The sequence below is a fragment of the Pseudomonas fontis genome (genome assembly GCF_028656955.1).
GTDB classification, from domain to species: domain Bacteria; phylum Pseudomonadota; class Gammaproteobacteria; order Pseudomonadales; family Pseudomonadaceae; genus Aquipseudomonas; species Aquipseudomonas fontis.
In genome coordinates this window covers 56,245-78,163 of sequence record NZ_JAMDGY010000076.1, presented here as the reverse complement: position 1 = coordinate 78,163, position 21,919 = coordinate 56,245, and the positions used below count along the sequence as shown (strand labels likewise).

General features: G+C 63.5%; 15 protein-coding genes. 2 read left to right on the top strand and 13 right to left on the bottom strand.

What is annotated here, in order from left to right:
* Window positions 1-38: 38 nt before the first annotated feature.
* Complete coding sequence (locus tag M5G11_RS21185; protein ID WP_273908878.1) at window positions 39-1,067, bottom strand: AraC family transcriptional regulator; 1,029 nt, start codon at window positions 1,065-1,067, stop codon at window positions 39-41.
* 174 nt (window positions 1,068-1,241) lie between these two features.
* Between M5G11_RS21185 and M5G11_RS21180 the strand changes: the two genes are divergently transcribed.
* Window positions 1,242-2,264, top strand: a complete 1,023-nt coding sequence (locus M5G11_RS21180) for an NAD-dependent epimerase/dehydratase family protein (protein ID WP_273908877.1) — start codon at window positions 1,242-1,244, stop codon at window positions 2,262-2,264.
* Window positions 2,265-2,305: 41 nt separating this feature from the next.
* Window positions 2,306-4,630: an arylsulfatase gene (locus M5G11_RS21175; RefSeq protein WP_273908876.1), complete on the top strand. Its 2,325-nt coding sequence runs from the start codon at window positions 2,306-2,308 to the stop codon at window positions 4,628-4,630.
* A 122-nt stretch (window positions 4,631-4,752) separates the two neighbouring features.
* Here the strand turns inward: M5G11_RS21175 and M5G11_RS21170 are convergent, their stop codons facing one another.
* The 12 genes from M5G11_RS21170 to M5G11_RS21115 all read right to left on the bottom strand — a co-directional run bounded on the left by M5G11_RS21170 (window position 4,753) and on the right by M5G11_RS21115 (window position 21,903).
* Window positions 4,753-6,171, bottom strand: a complete 1,419-nt coding sequence (locus M5G11_RS21170; RefSeq protein ID WP_273908875.1) for an ABC-F family ATP-binding cassette domain-containing protein — start codon at window positions 6,169-6,171, stop codon at window positions 4,753-4,755.
* Window positions 6,162-6,941 carry a thioesterase II family protein gene (locus tag M5G11_RS21165; RefSeq protein WP_273908874.1) on the bottom strand — a complete coding sequence of 260 codons (780 nt, stop codon included), beginning with the start codon at window positions 6,939-6,941 and terminating at the stop codon, window positions 6,162-6,164. The genes M5G11_RS21170 and M5G11_RS21165 overlap by 10 nt, the downstream gene beginning before the upstream one ends.
* Window positions 6,942-6,946: 5 nt before the next feature.
* Complete coding sequence (locus tag M5G11_RS21160) at window positions 6,947-7,390, bottom strand: ParB N-terminal domain-containing protein (protein ID WP_273925347.1); 444 nt, start codon at window positions 7,388-7,390, stop codon at window positions 6,947-6,949.
* Window positions 7,387-8,235, bottom strand: coding sequence for a methyltransferase family protein (locus M5G11_RS21155; protein ID WP_273908872.1), 849 nt, complete (start codon window positions 8,233-8,235; stop codon window positions 7,387-7,389). Before M5G11_RS21155 ends, M5G11_RS21160 begins: the two co-directional genes overlap by 4 nt.
* A gap of 14 nt (window positions 8,236-8,249) precedes the next feature.
* Window positions 8,250-9,632 carry an MATE family efflux transporter gene (locus M5G11_RS21150; RefSeq protein WP_273908871.1) on the bottom strand — a complete coding sequence of 461 codons (1,383 nt, stop codon included), beginning with the start codon at window positions 9,630-9,632 and terminating at the stop codon, window positions 8,250-8,252.
* 82 nt (window positions 9,633-9,714) lie between these two features.
* Window positions 9,715-10,893 carry a sensor histidine kinase gene (locus M5G11_RS21145; protein WP_273908870.1) on the bottom strand — a complete coding sequence of 393 codons (1,179 nt, stop codon included), beginning with the start codon at window positions 10,891-10,893 and terminating at the stop codon, window positions 9,715-9,717.
* Window positions 10,859-11,509, bottom strand: a complete 651-nt coding sequence (locus tag M5G11_RS21140; protein ID WP_273908869.1) for a response regulator transcription factor — start codon at window positions 11,507-11,509, stop codon at window positions 10,859-10,861. Before M5G11_RS21140 ends, M5G11_RS21145 begins: the two co-directional genes overlap by 35 nt.
* A gap of 454 nt (window positions 11,510-11,963) precedes the next feature.
* Entirely contained in the window at window positions 11,964-13,502 is a 1,539-nt protein-coding gene (locus tag M5G11_RS21135) for a hypothetical protein (RefSeq protein WP_273908868.1), read from the bottom strand.
* On the bottom strand, window positions 13,489-14,073 hold the full coding sequence (locus M5G11_RS21130; protein WP_273908867.1) for an SRPBCC family protein: 585 nt from the start codon (window positions 14,071-14,073) through the stop codon (window positions 13,489-13,491). Before M5G11_RS21130 ends, M5G11_RS21135 begins: the two co-directional genes overlap by 14 nt.
* On the bottom strand, window positions 14,070-14,702 hold the full coding sequence (locus M5G11_RS21125) for a hypothetical protein (RefSeq protein WP_273908866.1): 633 nt from the start codon (window positions 14,700-14,702) through the stop codon (window positions 14,070-14,072). Before M5G11_RS21125 ends, M5G11_RS21130 begins: the two co-directional genes overlap by 4 nt.
* A complete protein-coding gene (locus M5G11_RS21120; RefSeq protein WP_273908865.1) occupies window positions 14,690-18,652 on the bottom strand; it encodes an amino acid adenylation domain-containing protein in 3,963 nt (1,320 codons plus the stop codon). Before M5G11_RS21120 ends, M5G11_RS21125 begins: the two co-directional genes overlap by 13 nt.
* Window positions 18,649-21,903 carry a non-ribosomal peptide synthetase gene (locus M5G11_RS21115; protein WP_273908864.1) on the bottom strand — a complete coding sequence of 1,085 codons (3,255 nt, stop codon included), beginning with the start codon at window positions 21,901-21,903 and terminating at the stop codon, window positions 18,649-18,651. The genes M5G11_RS21120 and M5G11_RS21115 overlap by 4 nt, the downstream gene beginning before the upstream one ends.
* Window positions 21,904-21,919 lie beyond the last annotated feature (16 nt).

Genomic DNA, 21,919 nt, shown 5'->3' with positions numbered 1-21,919 from the left:
CGCAATGGACACCGCAGGGCACTTGCACGCAAGCCGTTTCAGCGCCGCTGGATACGGCCTTGCGGGCGTAGATTGTGCTGTTTCATCCACTCCCGCGGGCTGCTGCCAAACCAGCGCTGGAACGCCCGGCTGAAGGCGCTCTGATCGGAATAGCCGAGGATCTCGGTGAGCTGGATCAGGTTCATGTCCGACTCCTTCAGGTAGCGCAAGGTCATCGACTGGCGCGTCTCATCCAGCAGCTTCTGGAACGAAGTGCCTTCCTCGGCCAGGCGTCGTTGCAGGGAGCGCGGGCTGGTCTTCATGAAATCGGCAATGTAGTCCACCGTCACCCGGCCACTAGGCAACAGGCTGCGCAACAGGCGCTGGACATAGCCCGGCAATTCCTCCTGACCCATCGCACTCATGCTGTCCAGGTGCTGCTGCATCAACTTGTGCAGCGCCTTGTCGGCGGCGCTCAAGGGTGTGGCCAGCAGTTTTTCGTCGAACATCCAGGCGTCGTAGGCACTGTTGAAGCGTGGCGCGACGCCCAGTAGCCGGCGATACACCGACGGGCTGGCCAGCGGGGCATGTTGGAACAGCACTGTGGTCGGCTGCCAGCGGCTACCCAGCAGCGTGCGCATCAGTTGATGGCCGACCCCCACCACCAGCTCGCTGACCTGGCGGTTGCCTGAAAGCGTCTCGGTGCGCGATGAGTAGCAGAGCAGGGCATGTTCTTCCATGCGGTGCAGCACCACTTCGGCAAAATTGTTGTGCACATGAAAGTAGCGGCTCAGGTCGAGCAAGGCTTCCCCCACGCTGCCGGCATTGCGCGCCAGGTAGAACAGCGAACCGAAGATCCCCACGCCCTGGAACAGGCCGAACTGCAGGCCGAAGGTCGGGTTGTTGCTGGCCTGGGCGCTGAGCTCGACCAACAGGGAAAAACGTTCGTAGGCGATCAGGTTGTCCGGTTGCTCCAGCACATCGGCGGGCAAGCCGGCTTCACGCAACAGCGCGGAGGGGTTGAGGTTCTGGCTGATGGCGAATTCATCGAAACGGTGCAACGCCGAGGCACGGGTCAAGTAGGTCATCGGTGGTTTTTCTTTTTATATGAATCGGGGTGCGGCTCAAGGCACGGTGAAGCAGGCAAACCTGTCATGAATTCACCAGCCGCTGGCGCACTTTATCAAGTGTAGTGCCTGTCGTCACCGCAGTATGAGGGTGCCAAGAACCCGTCCATCCGGACACCTCAACAGGAACGCTCGATGACCTCTACTGCCATGCCTGTCGGCACCCAGGGCCAAACGCCCGATATTCCGCGCTCGGTTTTCATCACCGGCGCCAGCGGTTTCATTGGCCGCGCCCTGCTGGCGCGGTACCAGGCGCTGGGCTGCGAGGTGCGTGGCATGGACCTGCAGGCCGACCCTGCAAACAACGTAATCGCCGGCAACCTGGCCTGCCCCGAGCAGTGGCAACAGCATGCCGCCGGTTGCGAGTTGTTCATCAACACCGCCGCCGTGGTGTCGCTGGCCGCCCCCTGGAAGCTCTATCGGGATATTTCGGTACGCGGCGTGCGCCATTGCCTGGACGCCGCCATCGCCGGCGGCGCCCGGCGCTTCGTGCAGTTTTCATCGATTGCCGCGCTGGGTTGGGACTACCCGGACCAGGCCGACGAGCGCTGCGATGTGGTGATCGGCACGCAGTACCGCTACGGCGTTGCCAAAGGTGCCAGCGAGCACCTGGTATTGGCCGCCCATGCAGCGGGTGAGATCGACTGCACCATCGTGCGCCCCGGCGATGTCTACGGGCCCGGCTCGCGCGCCTGGTTGAGCGAGCCGTTGAAGCTGGCCAAGTCCGGCGCATTGATCCTGCCCAGCGGCGGCACGGGCCAGTTCACCCCGGTGTATGTGGATGACCTGCTCGACGGCGTGATGCTGGCCGCTGGCCTCGCGCAGGCGCGCGGGCAGATCTTCCATATCGGCAGTGCCGACGCGGTCAGTTGCCGGGAATTTTTCTCCAATCATTGGCGCTGGGCCGGGCGCAGTGGCGCCCCACGCAGCCTGCCACTGTGGCTCGCCGTCGCGGTAACGCGGGTGGTCTGGGGCCTGAACAGATTGTTCGAGCTGCGCAACGAAGCAAGCCCCGATGCCATGTACATGTTTTCCCGCAAGGGCGGCATTTCCATCGACAAGGCCCGTCGGCTATTGGGCTACGAGCCGAAAGTCAGCCTGGAGGAAGGCTTGCGCCGCTCCGAGGCGTGGCTTCGCCAGGACGGCCAACTGGGCTGAGCGCAGCCTCGAAGACCGGTACAACAACAAGGAACCACAGCATGAAAACCCATCACCTCGGGCTCCTGGCCCTGGCGCTGCAGGCGGCCCACGCCCAGGCCGCCGACAGCACCACGCTGCCCCTGGCGCCGACGCCTTTCAAGGGGGTCATCGACACCACCTACAAGACCTCGCGCCCGGACTTTCCTGCGCAGCTCAAGGCACCCAAGGGCGCGCCCAATGTGCTGCTGGTGCTGCTGGACGATATCGGCTTTGCCGGCACCGGCACCTTTGGCGGGCAGATCGACACGCCGCAGCTCGATCAGCTGGCGCACGAAGGGTTGCGCTACAACCGCTTCCATACCACGGCGCTGTGCTCGCCAACCCGCTCGGCGCTGTTGACCGGGCGCAACCACCATGAAGTCGGCAACGGCATGATCACCGAGCTGGCGGTGGGGTATCCGGGCTACAACAGCCAATGGGCGCAAGACAGCGCAAGCATTGCCGAAGTGCTCAAGGACAACGGCTACAGTACGGCCATGTTCGGTAAGTGGCACAACACCCCGGACTGGGAAACCAGCCCGGCCGGGCCGTTCGACCGTTGGCCCACGGGCAAGGGCTTCCAGTATTTCTACGGGTTCCTCGGTGGCGAGACCAGCCAGTGGGAGCCGCAGCTGTACCAGAACACCCAGCCGGTCGAGCCGGCCACGCGACCGGAGCAGGGCTATCACCTGACCAGCGACCTGGCTGATCGGGCGATCAACTACATCCATACCCAGGCGTCGGTCGCGCCGGACAAGCCCTGGTTCATCTATTGGGCGCCGGGCGCTGCGCATGCGCCACACCACGCGCCGCAGGCCTACATCGACAAATACAAAGGCAAGTTCGATGCTGGCTGGGATGCCTATCGCGAGGCGGCGTTCGCCAAGCAGAAGGCCCTGGGGATCATCCCCGCCGACGCCCGCCTGACCCCACGCCCGGCCGAGCTGCCGGCCTGGGACTCGATGACGGCTGACCAGAAGCGGCTGTTTGCGCGGCAGATGGAGGTGTACGCAGGCTTTGTCGATCACACCGACCATGAGGCCGGGCGGCTGATGACGGCGGCGCGGCAGATGCCCAATGGCGACAACACCCTGATCATCTTCATCACCGGTGACAATGGCGGCTCGGCGGAAGGCAGCATGATCGGCACGCTGAACAACATGGCCACCCAGAACGGCATTCCCGACAGTGTCGAAGGGCAGTTGGCGGTCCTTGATGAGCTCGGCGGGCCCAAGCACGAGAACCACTTTGCGGTGCCGTGGGCCTGGGCCATCGACACCCCGTTCCAGTGGATGAAGCAGGTTGGCTCGCACCTGGGCGGGGTGCGCAACGGCATGGTGATTTCCTGGCCTGCGCACATCAAGCAGCCGGGTGGCGTGCGTAGCCAGTTCACCCATGTGGTGGATATTGCGCCGACCTTGTACGAAGCCATCGGCGTGCAGACCCCCGAGGTGGTCAACGGTGCGCAGCAAAAGCCCATCAACGGTGTCAGCCTGCTGTACAGCCTGGACGATGCCAAGGCGGCGGATCGCCACACAACCCAGTACTTCGAAATGTTCGGAAATCGCTCGATCTATCACGATGGCTGGCTGGCCGCTGCGCGCCATGGCTTGCCGTGGGAGCTGGTCAATCGCAACAAGGGCTTCGAGGAGGACCGCTGGGAACTGTATGACTTGAACACGGATTACTCGCAGTCGATCGATCTGGCAGACAAGTACCCGGAGAAGCTCAAGGAGCTGCAGGCGTTGTTTGACCAGCAGGCGCGTGAGAACCAGGTCTACCCGCTGGATGATCGCTGGGTGGAGCGCGCACTGGACCCGTTGCGTCCGTCGCTGACCCGTGGGCGTACCGAGTTCAGTTTTTACCAGGGGACGGTGCGCATTCCCGAGGGCAGTGCGCCGAATACCAAGCGTCGTTCGCACCGCATCAGCACGCGGATTGTTGTGCCGGCGGGTGGGGTTGAGGGCGTGATTGCCGCGCAAGGCGGCAGTTCGGGTGGCTGGAGCCTGTATGTGAAGGACAACCGCCTGGTCTACGTGAACAACTTCTTTGGCAAGCACAGTGACGTGTTGGCTGCTGCCGAGCCATTGCCGGTGGGTGAGGTGGAGGTGGCGTTCGAATACACCCAGCAGAGCAAGGAGTGGGGCGGGGGTGGTGTTGGACGCTTGCTGATCAATGGTGAGGAAGTGGCCAGTGGGACCTTCGCGCATGTGGTACCGGGGCGTTTTTCGGCTACCGAGACGCTGGACATAGGCGAGGAGCTGGGGTCGACGGTGAGTGCGGATTATCACGCGCCCAACCGGTTTACCAGCACCATGGCACCGGTGCGCTTCGAGTTGCGTTGAGGCTTTCTTTGCCGTTTAGTTGGCAAATTTTTGTAGCCGCTGCCGATAGGCTGCGCTGGAGCCCGCTAGGGCTCCCAAAGGCGGCGCCTGCGTTGCAGGCGAGCGCAGCCTTACGGCAGCGGCTACAAACGAACTGGCGGCCGGCATTCATATGTGCCATCCAGCGCCAATTGCGCCAGAAAATCCTCGTCATGGGAAATCACCAGCATCGCGTTGGGGTAGTCCGTGAGAACCTCCAGTACATGCTCACGCATGCGCAGGTCCAGGTTGTTGGTCAACTCATCAAGGATCAGCAACTGCGGCGGCCTTGCCGCAATGCAGGCCAGCGATAATCGCGCCTTTTCCCCCCCCGACAGCTGCGCAACTCGCGTCTGCACCGTGCTGCCCTGGCGAAACAGAAAGTCAGCCAGGTGCGAGCGCTGTTGCTCCACCGTCCATTCGGGCACGACGCTCGCCAATGCCGCCAACACCGTCAACCCAGGCGCCAGGGTGCTGTAGTGTTGATCGACATAGCCGACCTGTTCAGGCGGCGGTGTAACCCACTCGCCGAGTCGCCAGATCTGCTCATCCCCCATGATCGCCCGCGCCAGGGTCGACTTGCCGCTGCCATTGGGCCCGGCCAGTGCCAGGCGTTCGCCCTGGGCCAGGTGCAGGTCGATCCCTTCCAGTAGCGTCGCGTCGCCATAGCCGATACTGCCCTGGCTGATCTGCACCAGCGTTCGCCGGGTCTGGCTGGCGGCCGGCAGGTTGAAGCGCGGCACAATCACCTGCACCGGGCGCTGCTGCGCCAACTGGTCGGTCAGCTCGCGCTGTTGCTCGAGGATCTGCGCCTGCTTGCGCCCGGCAGTGGTGTTGCCCCGGCCGAGCTTGGTCGGCGAGCGAATGGTCGCCCATTTGCTGTTCTGGATGGCCTTGACCCCACGCTTGCGCGCACCGGCAGCGCGTTCCTGTTCCTGCATCAGGGCCTGGTGAGCGTCTTCCCGGGCACGCTTGAGGCTGCCGATCTGCTTTTCCAGCGACTCGCGCTGCAATGCCTGCTCGGCCCTGTAGTCGGCATAGGTGCCATTGAATACCTCCAGTCGGCCATGGCCGATGTGCCAGAGCGTGTCGCAGGTCTGGTTCATCAAGGTCAAATCGTGGGTCACCAGCACCAGGGTGCCGTAGAAGTTTTGCAACATGCGCGACAAGGAGCGGCGGTTGTCGATATCCAGGTGGTTGGTAGGTTCGTCCAGCAACAGCAAGTCTGGGTCGTTGGCCAGCGCCTGGCTGATCGCCTGGTTGACCCGTTGCCCACCGCTGAGCGGTGAGTCGCCATCCAGCACCTGGGCGACGTAGCCAATGCGCAGCCCAGCATTGAACTGGACCTCGCCTTCACTGGGCGCAAGGCTGCCGTGCAACAACCGCAGCAATGACGACTTGCCGTTGCCGTTGTCGCCAACAATGGCGATCCGCTGCCCCCATTCGATACGGGCATCGACCCCACTGAAACAGGTCTTCTGGCCGAAGGTCAGGCCGACCCCACGCAGTTCGATCATGGCCATGGGTGGGTTTCCCTCCTGAAGACGTGGCTACCCACCAGCGTTTGCAAGATGTGCTGCTGGATGGCCTGTGCCCTTGGGCGAATAAAGAAATGGTCCCCGTCATACCAGTGCACCTCGCAGCCGAGGTGGGTTTGCTCGGACCAGCCGAGCAGGTCGTCGGGGCGTACATGCGGGTCGTCGCGGCCGGCAAGAACGCTAATCGCCACCGCCAGGGCGGGTTGCGGCTGATGGACGTAGTGCCCGATCAACGAGAAATCGGCGCGCAATGTCGGCAGGACCAAACCAAGTAGTTCCTGGTTGGCCAACAGCGCTTTCGGGGTGCCGTTGTAGGTTTGCAGATGGGCCAGCAATTCACTGTCGCTCAACAGGTGCAAGGCCGGCTCCAGGCGACAGGTAGACGGCGCACTGCAGCCCGAGGCGAAAAGGTGGATGGGTAAGCGCATGCCGCGTTCGCGCAGCAGCCGGGTCACTTCGAATGCCAGCAAGGCCCCCAGGCTATGGCCGAAAAATGCGTAAGGCAGGCCGTCATCACTGCTCGCTATTGCCTCGGCAAGGCCCGCAAGCACGGCAGGCATCTCAGCCAGTGCGGGCTCGGCCATGCGCGAGCCACGCCCAGGTAGTTGCAGGGCACACAGCTCGATGGCCGGCGCCAGGCTCGGGTGCCACGGCAGGTAGTCCGTGGCGCTGCCACCGGCATGGCTGAAGCAGAACAGGCGAACCCTGGCGTCAGGCGCCGGGCGTCGAACCAGCCAAGGGGAGGGCGCAGCCATGGGGATCATCCTTGCCAACGGCGTTGAGAGTCAGCCTGACGCAAGTCGGCCAGGGCGATATTGATGGGCGGCAATGCCGGGGCAAATGCATGCCGGGTGGTCTTGTAGGGCAACAGCCGGCCGGTGCCCAGCATGCCTTGAAGCAAACCAGGGTCGAAGGCCAGGCCGTTGTGCCAGTGCTGCACGCTGACCCGTGGGTCGTCATAGCTGAGCAGCACGCATGGCAGGTGGCTCAAGCCGAGCAAGCGTGCAGCGAACAGGCGGTGGTTGCCGTCCATGATCAGCCCCGTGCCGCACTCGATGGGCAGCGGAATGCGCCAGGCCTGCTGGGCACTGATATTGCGCGCCAGTTGGCGAGCGTGCTTTTCGTCGATTTCTTCACTGGCCTGCAGCTGGTCGATGGCCGTCAGTTCGATACGGTAGGGTGGGTGCATCCATTCACCTCTCATGCTGGACGAAACTCCAGCAGGGTCATGCCCGTGCTGAGTTGCCGTGTGCCGAGCAAGCGCAACTCCGCCCGCTCGGCCAATGCCACATAACCGGCCTGGCTGCGTTCGCGGCCACCGCAGAGCAGCAGGCTGTTGAGGTCCATCCAGCGCCCTGGATCGAAACCCGGTTGCTCATGCAGCATCAACTCGATGACCAGCAGGCGGCTGTCCGGGTGCATCACCTGGCGGCACCGGGTCAGCGCGGCAATCGCCGGGGCATCGTCGAGGCGGTGCAGGCGGTGGCTCAACACATAGGTATCGGCATTGGCCACCCATTCGCCATTCGGCTCATCGACCTCGACCCAGCCATCGAACGCACAACCGTCATAGGCTGCCTGAACGGCCACAGTGCGCAGTGCCTCGTCGCGGGCCTGGTAGTCGCGATACACCCCGGGCACCTTGGCCCGATGCGCAAGATAGTCGTAGTAATCGAGGCCATGACGTTGCTGGAAAACCGCCTCGCCGCTGCCTATTGCCTGCCACAGGTCACCCCAGGCGCCGTAGTGTTCGGCGCCATAGACCGAGGCGGCCAGAAACTGCGAGTGCGGGTGATCGCGGCGCAGCAATCGCGACATGGACGTATGGACAAACCCCTCCGGGGTTTCTGCAAACAACCCGATACCCGCCAACGCCCGCAGCAAGCGCAGCAGGGCGTCGTGGTTGCAACCAGCGCGGTCTGCCAGCGCGGCCACCGTGAGGGCGTGCTCTTCGAGTAGATCGGCCAGCCCCAGGCGTGCCGCCACATGGATGGCCTGGGAAATCTGAAAGCCGAAGATCCACAAGCGCAACTGCGCACTGTCCTGCATGGGCCGAGCTCCTGTCAGGTTCGAGATGTTGCCGGTTGCAGTACCTGAGGCCACTCCCGGGTACGACTGTAGAAGCGCCGAAGCATCAGCACGGCGCCCAGGGTGAAGGTGATCAGCAGGCCCGCGTTGATGCCCCATTGGCCCTGGTCAAAGACAAACGCCAGGACGTAGCACAATGGCAAGCCGAACACCCACAGCAACGCCATGTTCAGCCACATCGGCAACCAGATGTCCGGCAGGCCTCGCAGTGCTGCCAGCATCAGGTTGCGCAAGGCGTCGAACCCCTGGCTGAAGGCGACGATCGCCAGCATGCTGGTGGCCAGGGTGAGCAAGTGCGGGTAGTCGGGCATGTCGGGTGTCAGGTAGGCATCGATGATCGTGCGCGGCAGCAGCAGGTAGACCAGCGCGATGGCCAACATGATGGCGCTGACCAACGCCGTGGCGGCCAGGCCGATCTGGCGTATGGCCGCCCAGTCGCTGCGACCGACCGCGCGGCTGATCAGCAGCGTACTGGCCTGGCCGGCGCCCATGGGCACCATCAGCGCGACAGTGGCGCACTGAATGATGATCTGCTGAACACTCAGGGCGCCGACCCCCAGCCAGCCGACCATGATGTTGACTGCGCTGAAGGCCAGTAGCTCGCTGGCGAATTGCACGGTGATCGGGATGCCCAGGGTGAAGAAGGCTTTCAAGCGCTGCGGTACCCACAGCTGGCTGCGGGCAAACAGCCGATAGGGCCAGAGGTCACGGGCGGCCAGCAAGTAACTGAGGGTCAGCAGCAGCACCAGCCAGTTCATGAACGACACCGCATAGGCCCAGCCGCGCATGCCCAATTGCGGGAAGCCCCACAGCCCGTGAATCAGCCCATAGCCCAGCAGCAATACGCCCAGCAGGTTGAACAGGCTGAACAGCAACACCACACGGCCCTTGCCGATGGGGAACAGCAGTTGGTGGCAGCAGGCGCTACACAGGAACGGCACGGTGCCCCAGGCCATGGCCCGGAAATATTCGGCGGTGAGCGGTTGTAGCGATTCCGGCTCGCCCAGCAGGGGCATCAGCAGGGGCAACAGCACAAAGGCCAGCGCGGCCAACAGCCCGATCACCACGCTCATCAGCAGGCCTTGGCGCAGGTCTACGCCCACTGCGGCTTTTTCACCCTGGCCGAGCAGGCGGCTGATGCAGATACCCGTGGCCAGCAGGGGTGAAAGGGCGATCACCTGGATGCTGTTGCTCAGCACCGTGACCAGCGCGCCGGCGGCCACTTCGGCTTGACCGAGGCGGGCGATGAACAGCATGCCAATCACGTTCACGGCAATATGCAGTACGCGCACACCGAGAATCGGCGTGGCCAGCTTGATGATTTCACGGCAATAGAAACCGAGGGTGTCCAACGTCATGGGAAATCCCGTTGCAGAATGGAAAAGCGCCCCGCGACCAGCAGGCTAACAAGCCCGGGGCGGGTGGGGCAGGTGCAATAGCTCATGGTTTTTCGCTTGAGTCCCCGCCTGGGATATTGACCCGTACCAGGGTCAGGCCATGGCGTGTATGCACACTTACTGCATGGCCCAGCACCACGCACAGGCGCATGACAATCGCCAGCCCCAGGCCGACGCCCTGGTCAGCGGCCGGGCAAGCGCGGGTGGCTTGGTAGTAGGCATCGAAGATCCGCTGGCGGTCTTCTTCGGCAATGCCCGGACCGTTGTCCCAGACTTCCAGGGCAATTCCGCTGCCACAGGGGCGTGCTGCAACCAGTACACGGCTGCGGGCAAACTTGCAGGCATTGGCCAGCAGGTTTTCGAGGATGCGCTGCAAGAGCTTGTGATCACTGGCCAGGTGCAGCGCCGACGCCCGAAAACGCAGGTCAATGTGGCGCTCCAGGGCGATGTCCTCGTAGCCGAGCTCTAGCTCCTGGAACAGCTGCTGCACCTCCAGAGGCCGGCACTTGACGGGCTGGTTGTCGACTTTGAGCCGCGCCAGTTCAAGGAAGTCGCGCACATAGCTTTGCAGGTTCAGCACCACGTAAAGCGACTTGGCCACCAGTTGCCGGCCTTCGCGCGGGTCGCTTTTCTGCAAGGTGTGCAGCAGCAGTTGCATGGCGTGCAGGCGCTGGCGAAAGTCGTGCGAGGCCTCCTGGAAGAAGCGGCAATCGCGGTCAGCCTGGCTGACCAGCTGGCGGCGCTGGGTGATTAACGTGGCATTGTTCTGCTGCAACTGCTGCATCTCACGGTCAACCCGGAAAAACAGGCGTTGGGCCATCCACCAGACCAGTAGCCATACCGCCAGGCAGATCAGGGGCAGGGCGCCAAGCAGTTGCCAGCGCAAACGCTCGAACGGCTGCAAGACAATCGCCCGTGGTACTGGCTCGTGGGCAGACAACTGATCGCCTTCGGCCTGTGCATCGGCTTGCCGGCTTTCGCGTGAGCGGCGCGGTGCAGTCAGGCGTGAGTACGCGGCCTGGGTCTGGGGTTGCAGCTCAGGTTCGGATGTCTCCAACAGGTTGGACTTGAACAGGTGCAGGGCCAGGCTGCCGAGCACCAGCAAGAGCAGCGCCACCACCAGTGTCACGTGGGTGGCTACCCGCCGGGGCAGTACCCGCATGCCCGCGTCGGGCATGGCGAGCACCTCAGTGCCAGACGGCGCGCGGGCTGTTGTAGTCATGCAGGTACCCCAGGTCCATGGCGCGTGAAACTGCGTGGGTGCGATTGGTGACATCCAGCACGCGCATCAGGCCGGTGACATGGTTGTTTACCGTGCCCAGGCTCAAGCCCAGCTCGGCGGCGATCTCCTTGGATGCCAGGCCGCGATGCAGCAGTTGCAGGATTTCCTGCTGGCGACGGGTCAGGCGCACCGGCTTGACCACCTGGTTGCACTCGTTGATCGGAAATGTCTTACGTCCTTGCAAAATGTGCTGCATCGCCTGGGTGAAGTCCTCCAGGTTAGCCGCCTTGACCACATACCCCAGCAAACCCAGGGCGCTGACCTCCTGGCTCCACTGTTGATTATTGAACGCGGTAACCACCGCACACTTGTCGGCCATGCCGAAGCGATGGAAAGTTCGTACTAACGATAAACCCCGGGCGTTTGGAACATTGATGTCCAGCAATATCCGGTACCAATCCTTATTATGTTGAAACGTTTCAATTGCATGGGTGGCTGTATCGCAAATGTATATGTCCAGTGATCTGTCCATTTTTACCAACAGCGCGCGCGTGGCATCGGCAACCAGCGGGTGATCTTCGACCAACAGGATTTTTTTTCCTGTCTGGGTCTGCATGAAGTGCATCCTTGGAGGCCGCGGTCGCGCCTCTTTTTACCTATGGCCGGGTTGCGAAAGCTACGGTGGGCAAGGCCTTGGCGCAGTTTTCGCAAACACTGGGCGGCGTGTTCATGGATGGCTAAGGCACACGCAAAGGGATAGCGAACTGCAAAGTTCGACACTCATATAAACAGCAGGTAAACACAAGGGCGTGGTCATGGAGGGTATCATCCTTAATTAGTGCATGAACGGTTCGCGACCTTGCCAACCGATTGGCAGTCTAGTCCAGGTTTGCCGGCATTTGAATATTGGCGTGCATAAAAGTGATTGACGGTAGTGTATGGCCAATCGCCGCAAAGTTGAATGCGAGATGGCTTGAAAAGTTCAATTCCTTATGGATATTTCATGCTTTTTCACTCTCGTCAGCACTGACCTTGTCAACACCGGTCGACAAGGTCGGTCGCCACGGATCTCAATCGACCCAGCTGCCGTTCACGAAACCCCGATAGTCTTGTGGCACGAACCACAGAAACAGGATGCCCAGTCGTCCCTCCACCAATTGCTCACGCCAGTGCGGCATCTGCGGGTCGATCAGGTGGCCATCGCCGGACTGCAACAAGGCCTTGTGCACCTGCGTCGGGGTTTCCACATAGATCGGCCAGGCCTGCTCCTTGCGTGCTTCCGGACGCGCTTCGATGGGCAGCGACATCACCCAGGAAAACGCCAGCACGTCGTCACGGTGACGCGGCAAGGTGGCGCCATTGCCATAGATGGTCAGCGCGTTGTGCCCTGGTTTCACCGGTCTATCCAGTACCTGGTTGAGCAGGGCGCAGACCTGGCCTTGCAGGTAGAAGGTGAACTCGTCGCGGTGGCACCAGAAGCGCTCTTGCGTCTTGCCGTTGACCCGGTCCAGCAGCAGGTACTTGCCCTCCATCATGAACCGCAGGTATTTGCGGCCGATCGCCAGCTCGATGGGTGACAACACGCTTTCGAAGGTCATGCAGCCATCGCTGTCCAGGCGTTCGCCCAATGCAGACAGGCGTTGCTGCCAGGCGTCGCGGCGGGCGGGCAACTCACGTGGGTCATGGAGAATGCCGCTGTAGACGAACAGGCGCAGGGTGTGTGGGTCGAGTTGGCGGACCTGGCGGCTGCCGGCCTGCAACTCGGCCAGCAACCGGGCCTGGACATCGTCGAGCCAGTACATGGAGACAATCCCCTTGACCGGGTCTTCGACCCACAGGGTCGGTGCACAGGCACGCGCCCAGCCGAGGTTGGGAATCTGCCGGCGCACTGCGGCGGGGGCATTGTCCAGGGTGTGGTGGATGCCTGGGTTGAGTACATAGTGTGGCGCGAGGTCGTCGACAGCTGGCAAGTGCGCCCGGTAGTAGTCCGGCAATTCGTCTACCAGCGCCTGAGATAGCACGCAGTGCTCGGCAAAAAAGCGCTCGCGGTTGGGCAACCGCTCCGGTGGCGTTACCAGGCCATGCTTGCGCAGGCGTCGCCGAACCGACCCGGACAGCGCCCGGTAACCGCTGTCGTCCAGGCCTTGGCCAACAATCTGCAAGACCTTGTCGGCATAGTTCGGGAACCAGGCAGGAAGAATCACGCTTTCCTTCAGGTACTCGTCCTGCCCCTGGGCATAGAAGGCCATGAACACCAAAGAAGTGACGTAGTAGTTGCGCCCGCGCCAGGGAATGCGCCGCCAGCGTCCGCTGTCCAGTACTCGCCCCAGGCGTTTGCACTGCCCACGCCAGCCCAGCGTGTCGAGCGGGGCGAGGAAGCCGTATTCGAGCAGTTGTTCAAACAGCTGTGCCGGATAGCGCGCCGCTTCGTCCGCATCCACCCGCCCCTGGGACAAGCGCACCAGCAGGCGGCACATTTGTGGCTGCTCGATCACCGCGAACGACACATACTTGGAGCGTGTGGCGTGGGTGCTGTAGTTGCGAAACCCGACGATGACCTTGCACAGGTCGTTGACCGCCCACTCTGGGCGGACCTCATTGGCGTGCATGCTTGCTCCTCCTTTTCAGGCCGGTCGACTCGACCAGCAGACGTGCGCCTCCGAGCGCGTGACGAATCAGATGCACCCGCCATTTCCAGGCTCGGCGCCGATGGACAGCGCCGCACAGGTGCTGCTCGGCGCTGTCGAGCAGGTCGCCGAGCAGCGCGTCGTGCACCCAGCGCACCATCAGGTGCCACATCAGGCGGTGGTAGGGGCTCAGGTGCAGGCAGGTGAAGTGCACCAGGCAACTGCGCCCGTCCTCCAATTGATGCACCTGGAAACCATGGATACCCTGGTAGCCGTGCGGGCTGATAAAGCGGAACAGCGCCTCGCGCCCCGGCTGGTAGCGCTCCAGGCGATAGCGCGTGGCGCCGTGCCCGCCAACGGCGCCAATCTGCATCGGGCCGTCGAAGGTGTCCCGCGGCCAGCGCTGATAGGGCCACAAGGGTGAACAGGGGGCATCGAACTGATCCAGCAGCTCGCCGACGGGCTGCGCTGCGCAGGCCAATTGGCGATGGTGGATGCTGATGACGTTGGCCTGCTCCAGCGCCGCCAGGTGGCGCAAGGACTGCGCGATCATTGGCGACCTCCGGTCCTGTGCACCAGCGCCGCCATCAAGGCGTCGGCGCTTGCCTTCATTTGCGTCTGGCCCGGAAGCTGTCGCGCGCAATCCAGCAAATCACGCAGTGGCCCACAATCGTCGATGTCATCCAGGCGCCACTGCATGCGCTCCAGCCACAGCAGCATCAGGCAATGCAACTCACGGGCGATGATCGCGAAGTTGATGAAGCCGCCCTGAACGCTTTTCAGCCCGCGCGATTGCAGGGTCACCGCGTGGATGCGGGTCTGCTCGTCGTCCTTGTGCACCAGCAGTTGCAGCGGGCGACGCAGGGCGTGGCCGGCCACCGTCACGCTGTATTGCCCGCTCGGCACATAGCCGCCACCGCTGTGCGCCGCCCCGGGCAACCAGTAGACCGCCACCTGCCGCTCATTGAAGAACGCGATCTCGCGGCCCCGGTAGCGGGCGAAATCTGCGCAACTGAAGTGCGTCAGCAGAAAGCCGCGTTGCCCTGGATGCGGGGTGACCGTGTCCAGTGGCTGCGGGTCGAGCTGGTACATGCGCTCGAACAGCAGGTACAACGGGTCGGCACGCCAGGCCAGCCAACGGAAACGAAACTGGCGCAGATGATGGCGGGTCATGTCGAACATGGACGCTCCCGGGCCTGGATCAGGCGTTCAAGGTGACGGATGCTCGGCTCGCGATAGAAGTCCTGCAGGCGGACCTTCAGGCCATAGGCCTGCTCGACGCCGCTGAGCATTTCAATGACTTTCAACGACTGCCCACCCAGCAGGAAGAAGTCCTGGTCGATACCGAAGTCGTCCCTGTGCAGGGTTTGCTGCCAAAGCTGCAGCAGTCGCTGCTGGGTCGAACTGGTGGCACCGGCCATGGCTTGCTGGGCAGGTTGCGGGGTGCCTTGCAGCAGGCGGGTGTCGAGCTTGCCGTTTTCGGTGAGCGGCAATGTGCCGAGCAGTACCAGCTCGTCCGGTAGCATGTAGGCCGGCAAGCGTTCGCTCAGGTAGTGGCGCAGTGTTGCAGGGTCACACGCTGCGGGCGGGTCGTCGGCCGATGCGTTCAAGCCGCTGTGCGCAACCCAGATGGAGGGGTCGTAATACACCGCCAGGTTGTTTTGCAGGTCGACCTGCACGCTTTGCAGGGTGTCGTCGAGCTGCCAGGCCCCAGGGCGATCAAAGTGCACACCGCTCCAGTCCTGCCATTGCGCCACGGTGCCTTCGATTCTCTGCGAGTGTGTTGCTACCCCCAGTTCCCGGGCCCCGAGGCGCAAATGGGTGCGCAGCCAGAAATCCAGCGGCTCACCGTGCTCGTCGCGCAACTGGGCCCAGCGCTCGACGCTGGTGCCCTCGCTCATCCCCACCGGCCGGACCGGTCCAAGGAAGTGCTCAAGGCCCTGCTGCCGGGCCAGGGCACGGAAGCCGCGAACCAGCGTGCTGGACAGGCCTTGTCCCTGGCAATGCTCGGCGACGATGCCGGCCAGGCCCAGTACCGTGTTCGGCGCGATCCCTTGTGCGTGCTGGTGCAGCGCCAACTCCAGGCCGGCATCCCAACCCGAGGGAACACTCCCCTTGTGGCCATCCCAATAAAGCGGAATGCCATTGGCGACGCAGGCGACCGTGTCGGCAGTGTCCACCAGGCAGAACTGGTACTGCGGGAACAGGCGATAGAGGTCTTCCCAATGGCGCATCAACACCTGGCTACCGGCAAAATAGCGCGGCCAGGTGCCATGGTGAATCAGGTTCATGTGCGCCCGCAGCGCTGGCCGTTGCGCCACGCTGAACTGGCGCAGCACCTGCCTGCGTGCCTCGATCTGCTGCACATGGCTGTCGCGCAACTCGACAAATGCGCGCAGGCGTCCACCCTGATCGTCCTCCTGCCAAAGCACGGCGGCCTTGGCGACTGCAGGGTGCTCGCCCAGGGCGGTTTCAATATCGCCCAGCTCGACCCGGTTGCCACGGACCTTGACCTGATTGTCCAGCCGACCGATGTAGTGCACCCGGCCCTGCGCATCAAGGCGAGCGATGTCGCCGCTGCGGTACAAACGCTGCACCGGCTCGTCGGGCGCCAATGCCTTGTCGAAGAACGCCTGCTGTGTTTGCTCCGGGGCCTGCCAGTAACCCGGGCTCAGCCCCGTAGAAGCCAGGCACAGCTGCCCCGGTACGCCAACGGGCAGCAACTGGTCGTGGCGATCGAGAACATACGCTTGTACATGGGGCAACGGCCGGCCAATCGGCACCCGGTCGCCGCTGCTCGTTTCAGCGCAGTCGAACCACAAGGCGTCGACGGTCGCTTCGGTCGGCCCGTAGTGATTGACCAGTTGGCAACCAAACACCGTTGCCACCCGATTGGCCAGGCTGCGGCTCAGCACCGCGGCCCCGCAGATGATCAGGCGCAGGGCCGAGGGCTTGCGTGCGCTGCGCTGCGCGGCGGTCACCAGGGCATCCAGCATGGCCGGTACGGTTTGCAGCACCCCGATGCGCTCGCGCTCAAGCAGCTCCAGCACGTTCTCCGGGGTGCGGGCGAGCCCCGCTGGCCACGGCACGACCTGGGCACCCGCGCTGAGCGGCCAGAGCATGTCCAGCAGCGACGCGTCGAAGGTACAGGCCGTCCAGAACAACAGGCGCTCGCCCGCTTGCAACTGATAACGGGCCTGGGTCGCCGACAGCAGTGCGTGCAGGCCGGCATGGGCAATGGGTATGCCTTTGGGTTGGCCAGTAGAGCCGGAGGTGAACAACAGGTAGGCCAACTGCTCGCCACGCGCCCGGCTGGCGAGCCTTGGCAGGCCTGGGGCCAGGGGCAACAGGTGATCAAGCAACAAGGTCCGCGGGCACAGCGCACGTGCCTGCTCGGCCAATGCACGACAACCGAGCATCAGCTTGAAGCCAACTTGGCGTGCCACCGCTTCGCGGCGTGCTTGCGGCCAGTCTTCATGCAGGGGCACATGCACCGCGCCCAGGCGCAGGATGGCCAGCAGGGTAATAACCGAATGTGCGCCGGCTTCCAGCAACACGCCTACCCGGTCACCCGGCACGACACCCAGGTCCACCAGTGCACGGGCAAGGCGATCAACTTCGTGTGCCAGTTCGGCATAGCTCAGGATGCCTTGCGGTGTGGACAGGGCGCAGGCGCGGGGATGGCGCTGACACTGGGCATCGATCAGGTCCAATGCCGTCGAGGATGGGTCAGTGATCGGCAACGGCGGGTTGAAATCCTTCAGCACCTGCCTGGCCGCTTCCCGGGACAGTAATGGGTAGCTCGGCAGAGGCTGGCCGGGGTCGTCTATCACGGCCTCGATCAGAGTTTCCAGGCTGTCGAGCATCCGCTCAACGCTGTCGGCGTCAAACAGGTCGCTGTTGTAGGTGCAGAAAAACTTGATGTCGCTGCCCACCGGGTCCAGGCCAATTGCCAAGTCGAAGCGCGCACCGTGGTTTTCTGCGGCATAGACCTCCTTGGCATACAACTCGCCGTCGCCCAGGTCGATGCTGACGAATTCCGACTTGTTGTTCTGCACCCCGGCCATGACCGAGAACAGCTTGGGCCGGGACAGGTCTTTCTGGTGGCTGAGTTGTTCGATCATGTTCACGCAGGGGTAGCGGTAATGCTCGAAGGCCTCAAGCACCGTACTGCCGACCTGGCTCAACAAGGCCGAGAAACTCATGTCGGCGCTGATTCGCGTGCGAATCGGCATGGGCACCGCAAAGCACCCCAACAGGGGCTGGTCGCTGGCGTCGCGGCCAGCCAGCGGGCAGCCAAGAATGATGTCGTCCTGGGTGCAGGTGCGGTAGAAGTACAGGTTCAGGGTGGCCAGCAGCAACATGAACAGCGTGCTGTTGTGACGGGCACAGAAACTCGTCATGTCCCGCGCCATGGCCCTCGGCAGCCAGGTTTTCAGCGTGTTGCCGTTGTAGGTCTGCACCACCGGGCGTGGCCGGTCGGTGGGCAGTTGCAGCGCTGCGGGCAGGTTGGCGAACTGGCGCAGCCAATAGTCGCGGTGCACCTCCAGTTCACCGGAGCGCAGGGCTGCGTTGGTGCGCTGGGCATAGCCGAGAAAGCTCGATTTCAGCGCGGGCAGGGCAATATCGCGGCCCTGGCACAGCCCGCTGTACAGCGTGGCAAACTCGCGAATCAGGTTGAGGGTACTGGTCTCGTCCCAGATGATGTGGTGCACGGTGAAGATCAGTTGATGCTCGCCATCCGGGTAGGCCACCAGGTGCAGGCGGTACAGGTGCTCCTGCTCGAAGTCGAAAGGTTGCAGGGCGAAGTCGCGGGCCAGGCGCTCCTGTTCGGCCGCCACCTGATCCTCGGCCAGGGTGGTGCGCTCGATGAACAGGCGTGCGGGGTCGAGCACCTGGCGTTCCCCCAGGTATTGCTTGGGGCGGCCCTGGGCGTAGGCCATTCGCAGTCGGAACACGTCATGCCGGTCAAGCAACTGCTGCCAGGCGTTGTGGAATGCCGCCCGGTCAACCCGGCTCATGAAGAAATGGTTGAAGCTGATGTTGTACACCGCGCTGTCGGGGGCCAACTGATAGGCGAACCATTCCGGGATCTGGCTTGGGGCCAAATCATGCAATTCAGGCGGGGTCATATTGCCTCCTGCTGGGTCGCGCAACAGCACTCGACCAGTTCGGCGATGGTCGGGTACTCGAACAACTGGGCCACATTCAGCTGTGGGCCAAGCACGTCGCGGCACAGGCTGGTCAACTCGACGGCTAGCAACGAGTGCCCGCCCAGCTGGAAGAAGCTGTCGTCGATGCCGATGCGCTCAACGCCCAGCAACGGCGCCCAAATCGCGGCAAGGCGGGTTTCCAGCGCGTTGCGCGGAGCACGGTAGGGCACATCGCTGCCCAGGTCGAAGCTCGCCATGGGCGGCAGTGCCCCACGATCGACCTTGCCATTGGCCAGCAACGGGAAGCTATCGAGCAGGCAGATGGCCGCAGGTACCATGTAGTCGGGCAGATGCTGGCGACAGTAAGTGCGCAGGCTCGTCGCCGAGGGCGCGGGTCGTTGCGGTGCAATGACATAGGCGACCAGTTGTGCCTGCTCGCTGGCGTCCTTGTCCCCCAGTACCAGTGCCTGTTCGACCGCCGGGTGTGTACGCAGCACGGCTTCGACTTCCCCGGCTTCAATGCGACAACCGCGAATCTTTAGCTGGAAATCGCAACGTCCGAGCATTTGCAGGCTGCCATCGGCGAGGTAGCGGCCGAGGTCGCCGGTCTTGTACAGGCGCGCACCGGGGCGGCTGTCGAAGGGGTCGTCGATGAATCGCTCGGCGCTGCGCTGCGGGTCGTGGAAATAGCCTTGGCCGACGCACAGCCCGCCGATGTGGATCTCCCCGGTGACGCCAATCGGCACCCGTTGCAGCTGTGCATCCAAAACATGAATGCGCGCATTGCCGATGGGCTGGCCGATGGACAGGTACGGCTGGGTGGAAGCTGGGGCCGCTTTTAGGCACAGGTGAGTCACATCGTCCGAACACTCGCTGGGCCCGTAGGCGTTCATCAGATGAATGTCCGGACAGGCCGCGAACCAGCGTGTCGCCAAGGCCGTGGCCAGCGGCTCGCCGTTGCTGATCATCCAGCGCAGGCCCGGCAAGGGGTAGCGTTGCGGCTGAGCGGCAAGCTCGTCCAGCAGCAACTCCAGGTGCGAGGGGACGGTTTCGACAATGCTGACACCGTTGTCCTGCAGCTGTGTCAGCAATTGGCTCGGCTCCCAGGCCTCGGTGCCGGTGATTACGCGGGTGCGCGCGCCGACCAGCAGGGCCACGAAGAACTGCCAGACGGCCACATCGAATGTCTGCACCGCGATCTGCGCGATGCAATCGGTGCTGCTCAATTGCAGGTCTGCAGCCTTGGCCAGCAGATGGTTGAGCATGCCGCGATGGCTGACCATGGCGGCTTTCGGCTCACCGGTGGAACCCGAGGTGAAGATCATGTAGGCGGTGTCGTCGAGGCGCCCGGCGTGGCTGTCCGTCCAGGTGTCGGCAAACGATGCGAGGTAGTGGTTGTCGAGCTGCAGGTACGCCGCCGACAGCGGCAATTGCGCCAGTGCTTCGGCTGCTGGCGGATCAGCCAGGATCAATGCCGGCAGGCTGTGCTCGAGCATGCGTGTCGTGCGCTCGGCGCGCTGCTGTGGGTCGAAAGGAACGAACAGTGCGCCCAGCTTGAAGGTGGCCAGCATGGACGCCAAATAGAGGCTGCCGCGCGCCATGTACAGCGCCACGCGGGCACCACGGCCAACATTGGCAGCCTTCAGGGCGTGGGCAATGCGGTTGCTCAGGCGATCAAGCTCCAGATAGCTCAACCGTTGCCTGCCATGCTCCAGTGCCGTGGCATCAGGCCGGGCGGCGACTGTGTCGGCGAGGTAGGTCAGCAGGTGTTTGTCGGGCAGCGGGTCGTGGCTGGGTGCGCCCCAGCGGCGCAGAGTGGCCTGTTCTTCTTCAGGCAACAGGCTGAGCGTGCCCAGGGCGCATTCGGGTGAAGCCAACGCCGACGCCAGCAGGCAACGCAAATGCCCGGCCATGCGTTGGGCAAAACCTTCGCTGAACAATTCACTGTTGTATTCGATCTGCCCGTTGATCTGCTCGGCAGCATCCTCCAGGGCCAGGGTGAGGTCGAACTTGGTGTAACTGCTCTCGCGAGGCAGCGGTTCAACACTGGCCTTGCCCAGGGCGAAACGTTGCGGCAGGCCTTGTTGCAGCACGAACTCGACCTGGAACAGCGGACTGTGGCTAGCGCTGCGCTCCGGCTGCAAGGCGTGCACTACCCGGTCGAACGGCACGTCCTGATGGGCATAGGCGGCCAAGGCCTGCTGCTTGACCTGTTGCAGGAACGCTTCGAAGGACAACGCTGCCCGTGGCTGATTGCGCATCACCAGGGTGTTGACGAAGAACCCCACCAGGGCCTCGGTCTCCTGGGGGAAGCGGTTGGCCACCGGTGAACCCACGACGATGTCTTCACTGGCGCTGTAGCGCGACAGCAGCACATTGAACACGGCCAGCAACAGCATGTAGGGCGTGACTCCGCGGCTGCGGCAAAAGCTGCGCAATCGGTTGTTCAGATCGGCATCCAGGGCAAAGCGCAGGGTCTTGCCGGCGTAGCTTTGACGGGCCGGTCGTGGCTGCTCCAGCGGCAGGGAAAGCAGCGCCGGGGCGTCCTTCAATTGCTGCTTCCAGAAGGTCAGCTGGGTGTCCAGCCGCGCTTCGCTCAGCCACTGCTGCTGCCACTGGGCATAGTCGGCATAGTGCGCCTTGAGCGCCGGCAGGGGGGAGGGCAGCCCTTGGCTGAAGGCCTCGTAGGCCTGGCCGATCTCGCGCAGTATCACACCCATCGACCAGCCATCGCAGGCGATATGGTGAACCGTGAGCGACAGCAGATGGTGGCGGCTGTCCAGGCGCAGCAGGTGCGCACGCAGCAGCGGTGCCTTGCTCAGGTCAAGCGGTGCATTGGCTTCGCCGCGCAACCAGTCATGGGCCTGTGCTTCATCGGCCATTTCCAGCACCGGCAGGTCGATGCGCGGCGTCTCGCAGCAGCGCGCCCGGGGCTGGCCGGCCTGTTCTTCGATGACGGTGCGCAGCACCGCATGGCGCTGTACCAGGTGCTCGATGGCGTGACGCAAGGCTTCGACATCCACGGCCCCGCGCAAGCGCAAGGCACAGGGCATGTTGTACAGGCCGCCGAGCGCCTCCAGCGACTGGTGCAGCCATAGCCGTTGCTGGGCCGCAGACAATGCCGGCGGCGCGCCGCTGGGGAGTGTGCTGCCGGTGGCGCCTTTGCGCCGTTCAAGCAGCGCTTGCTCGAGACGGCTTTGGCGTTGTGGATCCTGTTCTGCTGAGTTCATCACGACTTCCCTCTCC

Coding starts and splice junctions, on each gene's coding strand:
- M5G11_RS21165 (WP_273908874.1), bottom strand. CDS start 6,941: ATGGCTGCGCCCTCCCCTTGGCTGGTTCGACGCCCGGCGCCTGACGCC.
- M5G11_RS21145 (WP_273908870.1), bottom strand. CDS start 10,893: ATGACTACAACAGCCCGCGCGCCGTCTGGCACTGAGGTGCTCGCCATG.
- M5G11_RS21120 (WP_273908865.1), bottom strand. CDS start 18,652: ATGACCCCGCCTGAATTGCATGATTTGGCCCCAAGCCAGATCCCGGAA.
- M5G11_RS21135 (WP_273908868.1), bottom strand. CDS start 13,502: ATGCACGCCAATGAGGTCCGCCCAGAGTGGGCGGTCAACGACCTGTGC.
- M5G11_RS21160 (WP_273925347.1), bottom strand. CDS start 7,390: ATGAGAGGTGAATGGATGCACCCACCCTACCGTATCGAACTGACGGCC.
- M5G11_RS21150 (WP_273908871.1), bottom strand. CDS start 9,632: ATGACGTTGGACACCCTCGGTTTCTATTGCCGTGAAATCATCAAGCTG.
- M5G11_RS21175 (WP_273908876.1), top strand. CDS start 2,306: ATGAAAACCCATCACCTCGGGCTCCTGGCCCTGGCGCTGCAGGCGGCC.
- M5G11_RS21155 (WP_273908872.1), bottom strand. CDS start 8,235: ATGCAGGACAGTGCGCAGTTGCGCTTGTGGATCTTCGGCTTTCAGATT.
- M5G11_RS21115 (WP_273908864.1), bottom strand. CDS start 21,903: ATGAACTCAGCAGAACAGGATCCACAACGCCAAAGCCGTCTCGAGCAA.
- M5G11_RS21170 (WP_273908875.1), bottom strand. CDS start 6,171: ATGGCCATGATCGAACTGCGTGGGGTCGGCCTGACCTTCGGCCAGAAG.
- M5G11_RS21180 (WP_273908877.1), top strand. CDS start 1,242: ATGACCTCTACTGCCATGCCTGTCGGCACCCAGGGCCAAACGCCCGAT.
- M5G11_RS21130 (WP_273908867.1), bottom strand. CDS start 14,073: ATGATCGCGCAGTCCTTGCGCCACCTGGCGGCGCTGGAGCAGGCCAAC.
- M5G11_RS21185 (WP_273908878.1), bottom strand. CDS start 1,067: ATGACCTACTTGACCCGTGCCTCGGCGTTGCACCGTTTCGATGAATTC.
- M5G11_RS21140 (WP_273908869.1), bottom strand. CDS start 11,509: ATGCAGACCCAGACAGGAAAAAAAATCCTGTTGGTCGAAGATCACCCG.
- M5G11_RS21125 (WP_273908866.1), bottom strand. CDS start 14,702: ATGTTCGACATGACCCGCCATCATCTGCGCCAGTTTCGTTTCCGTTGG.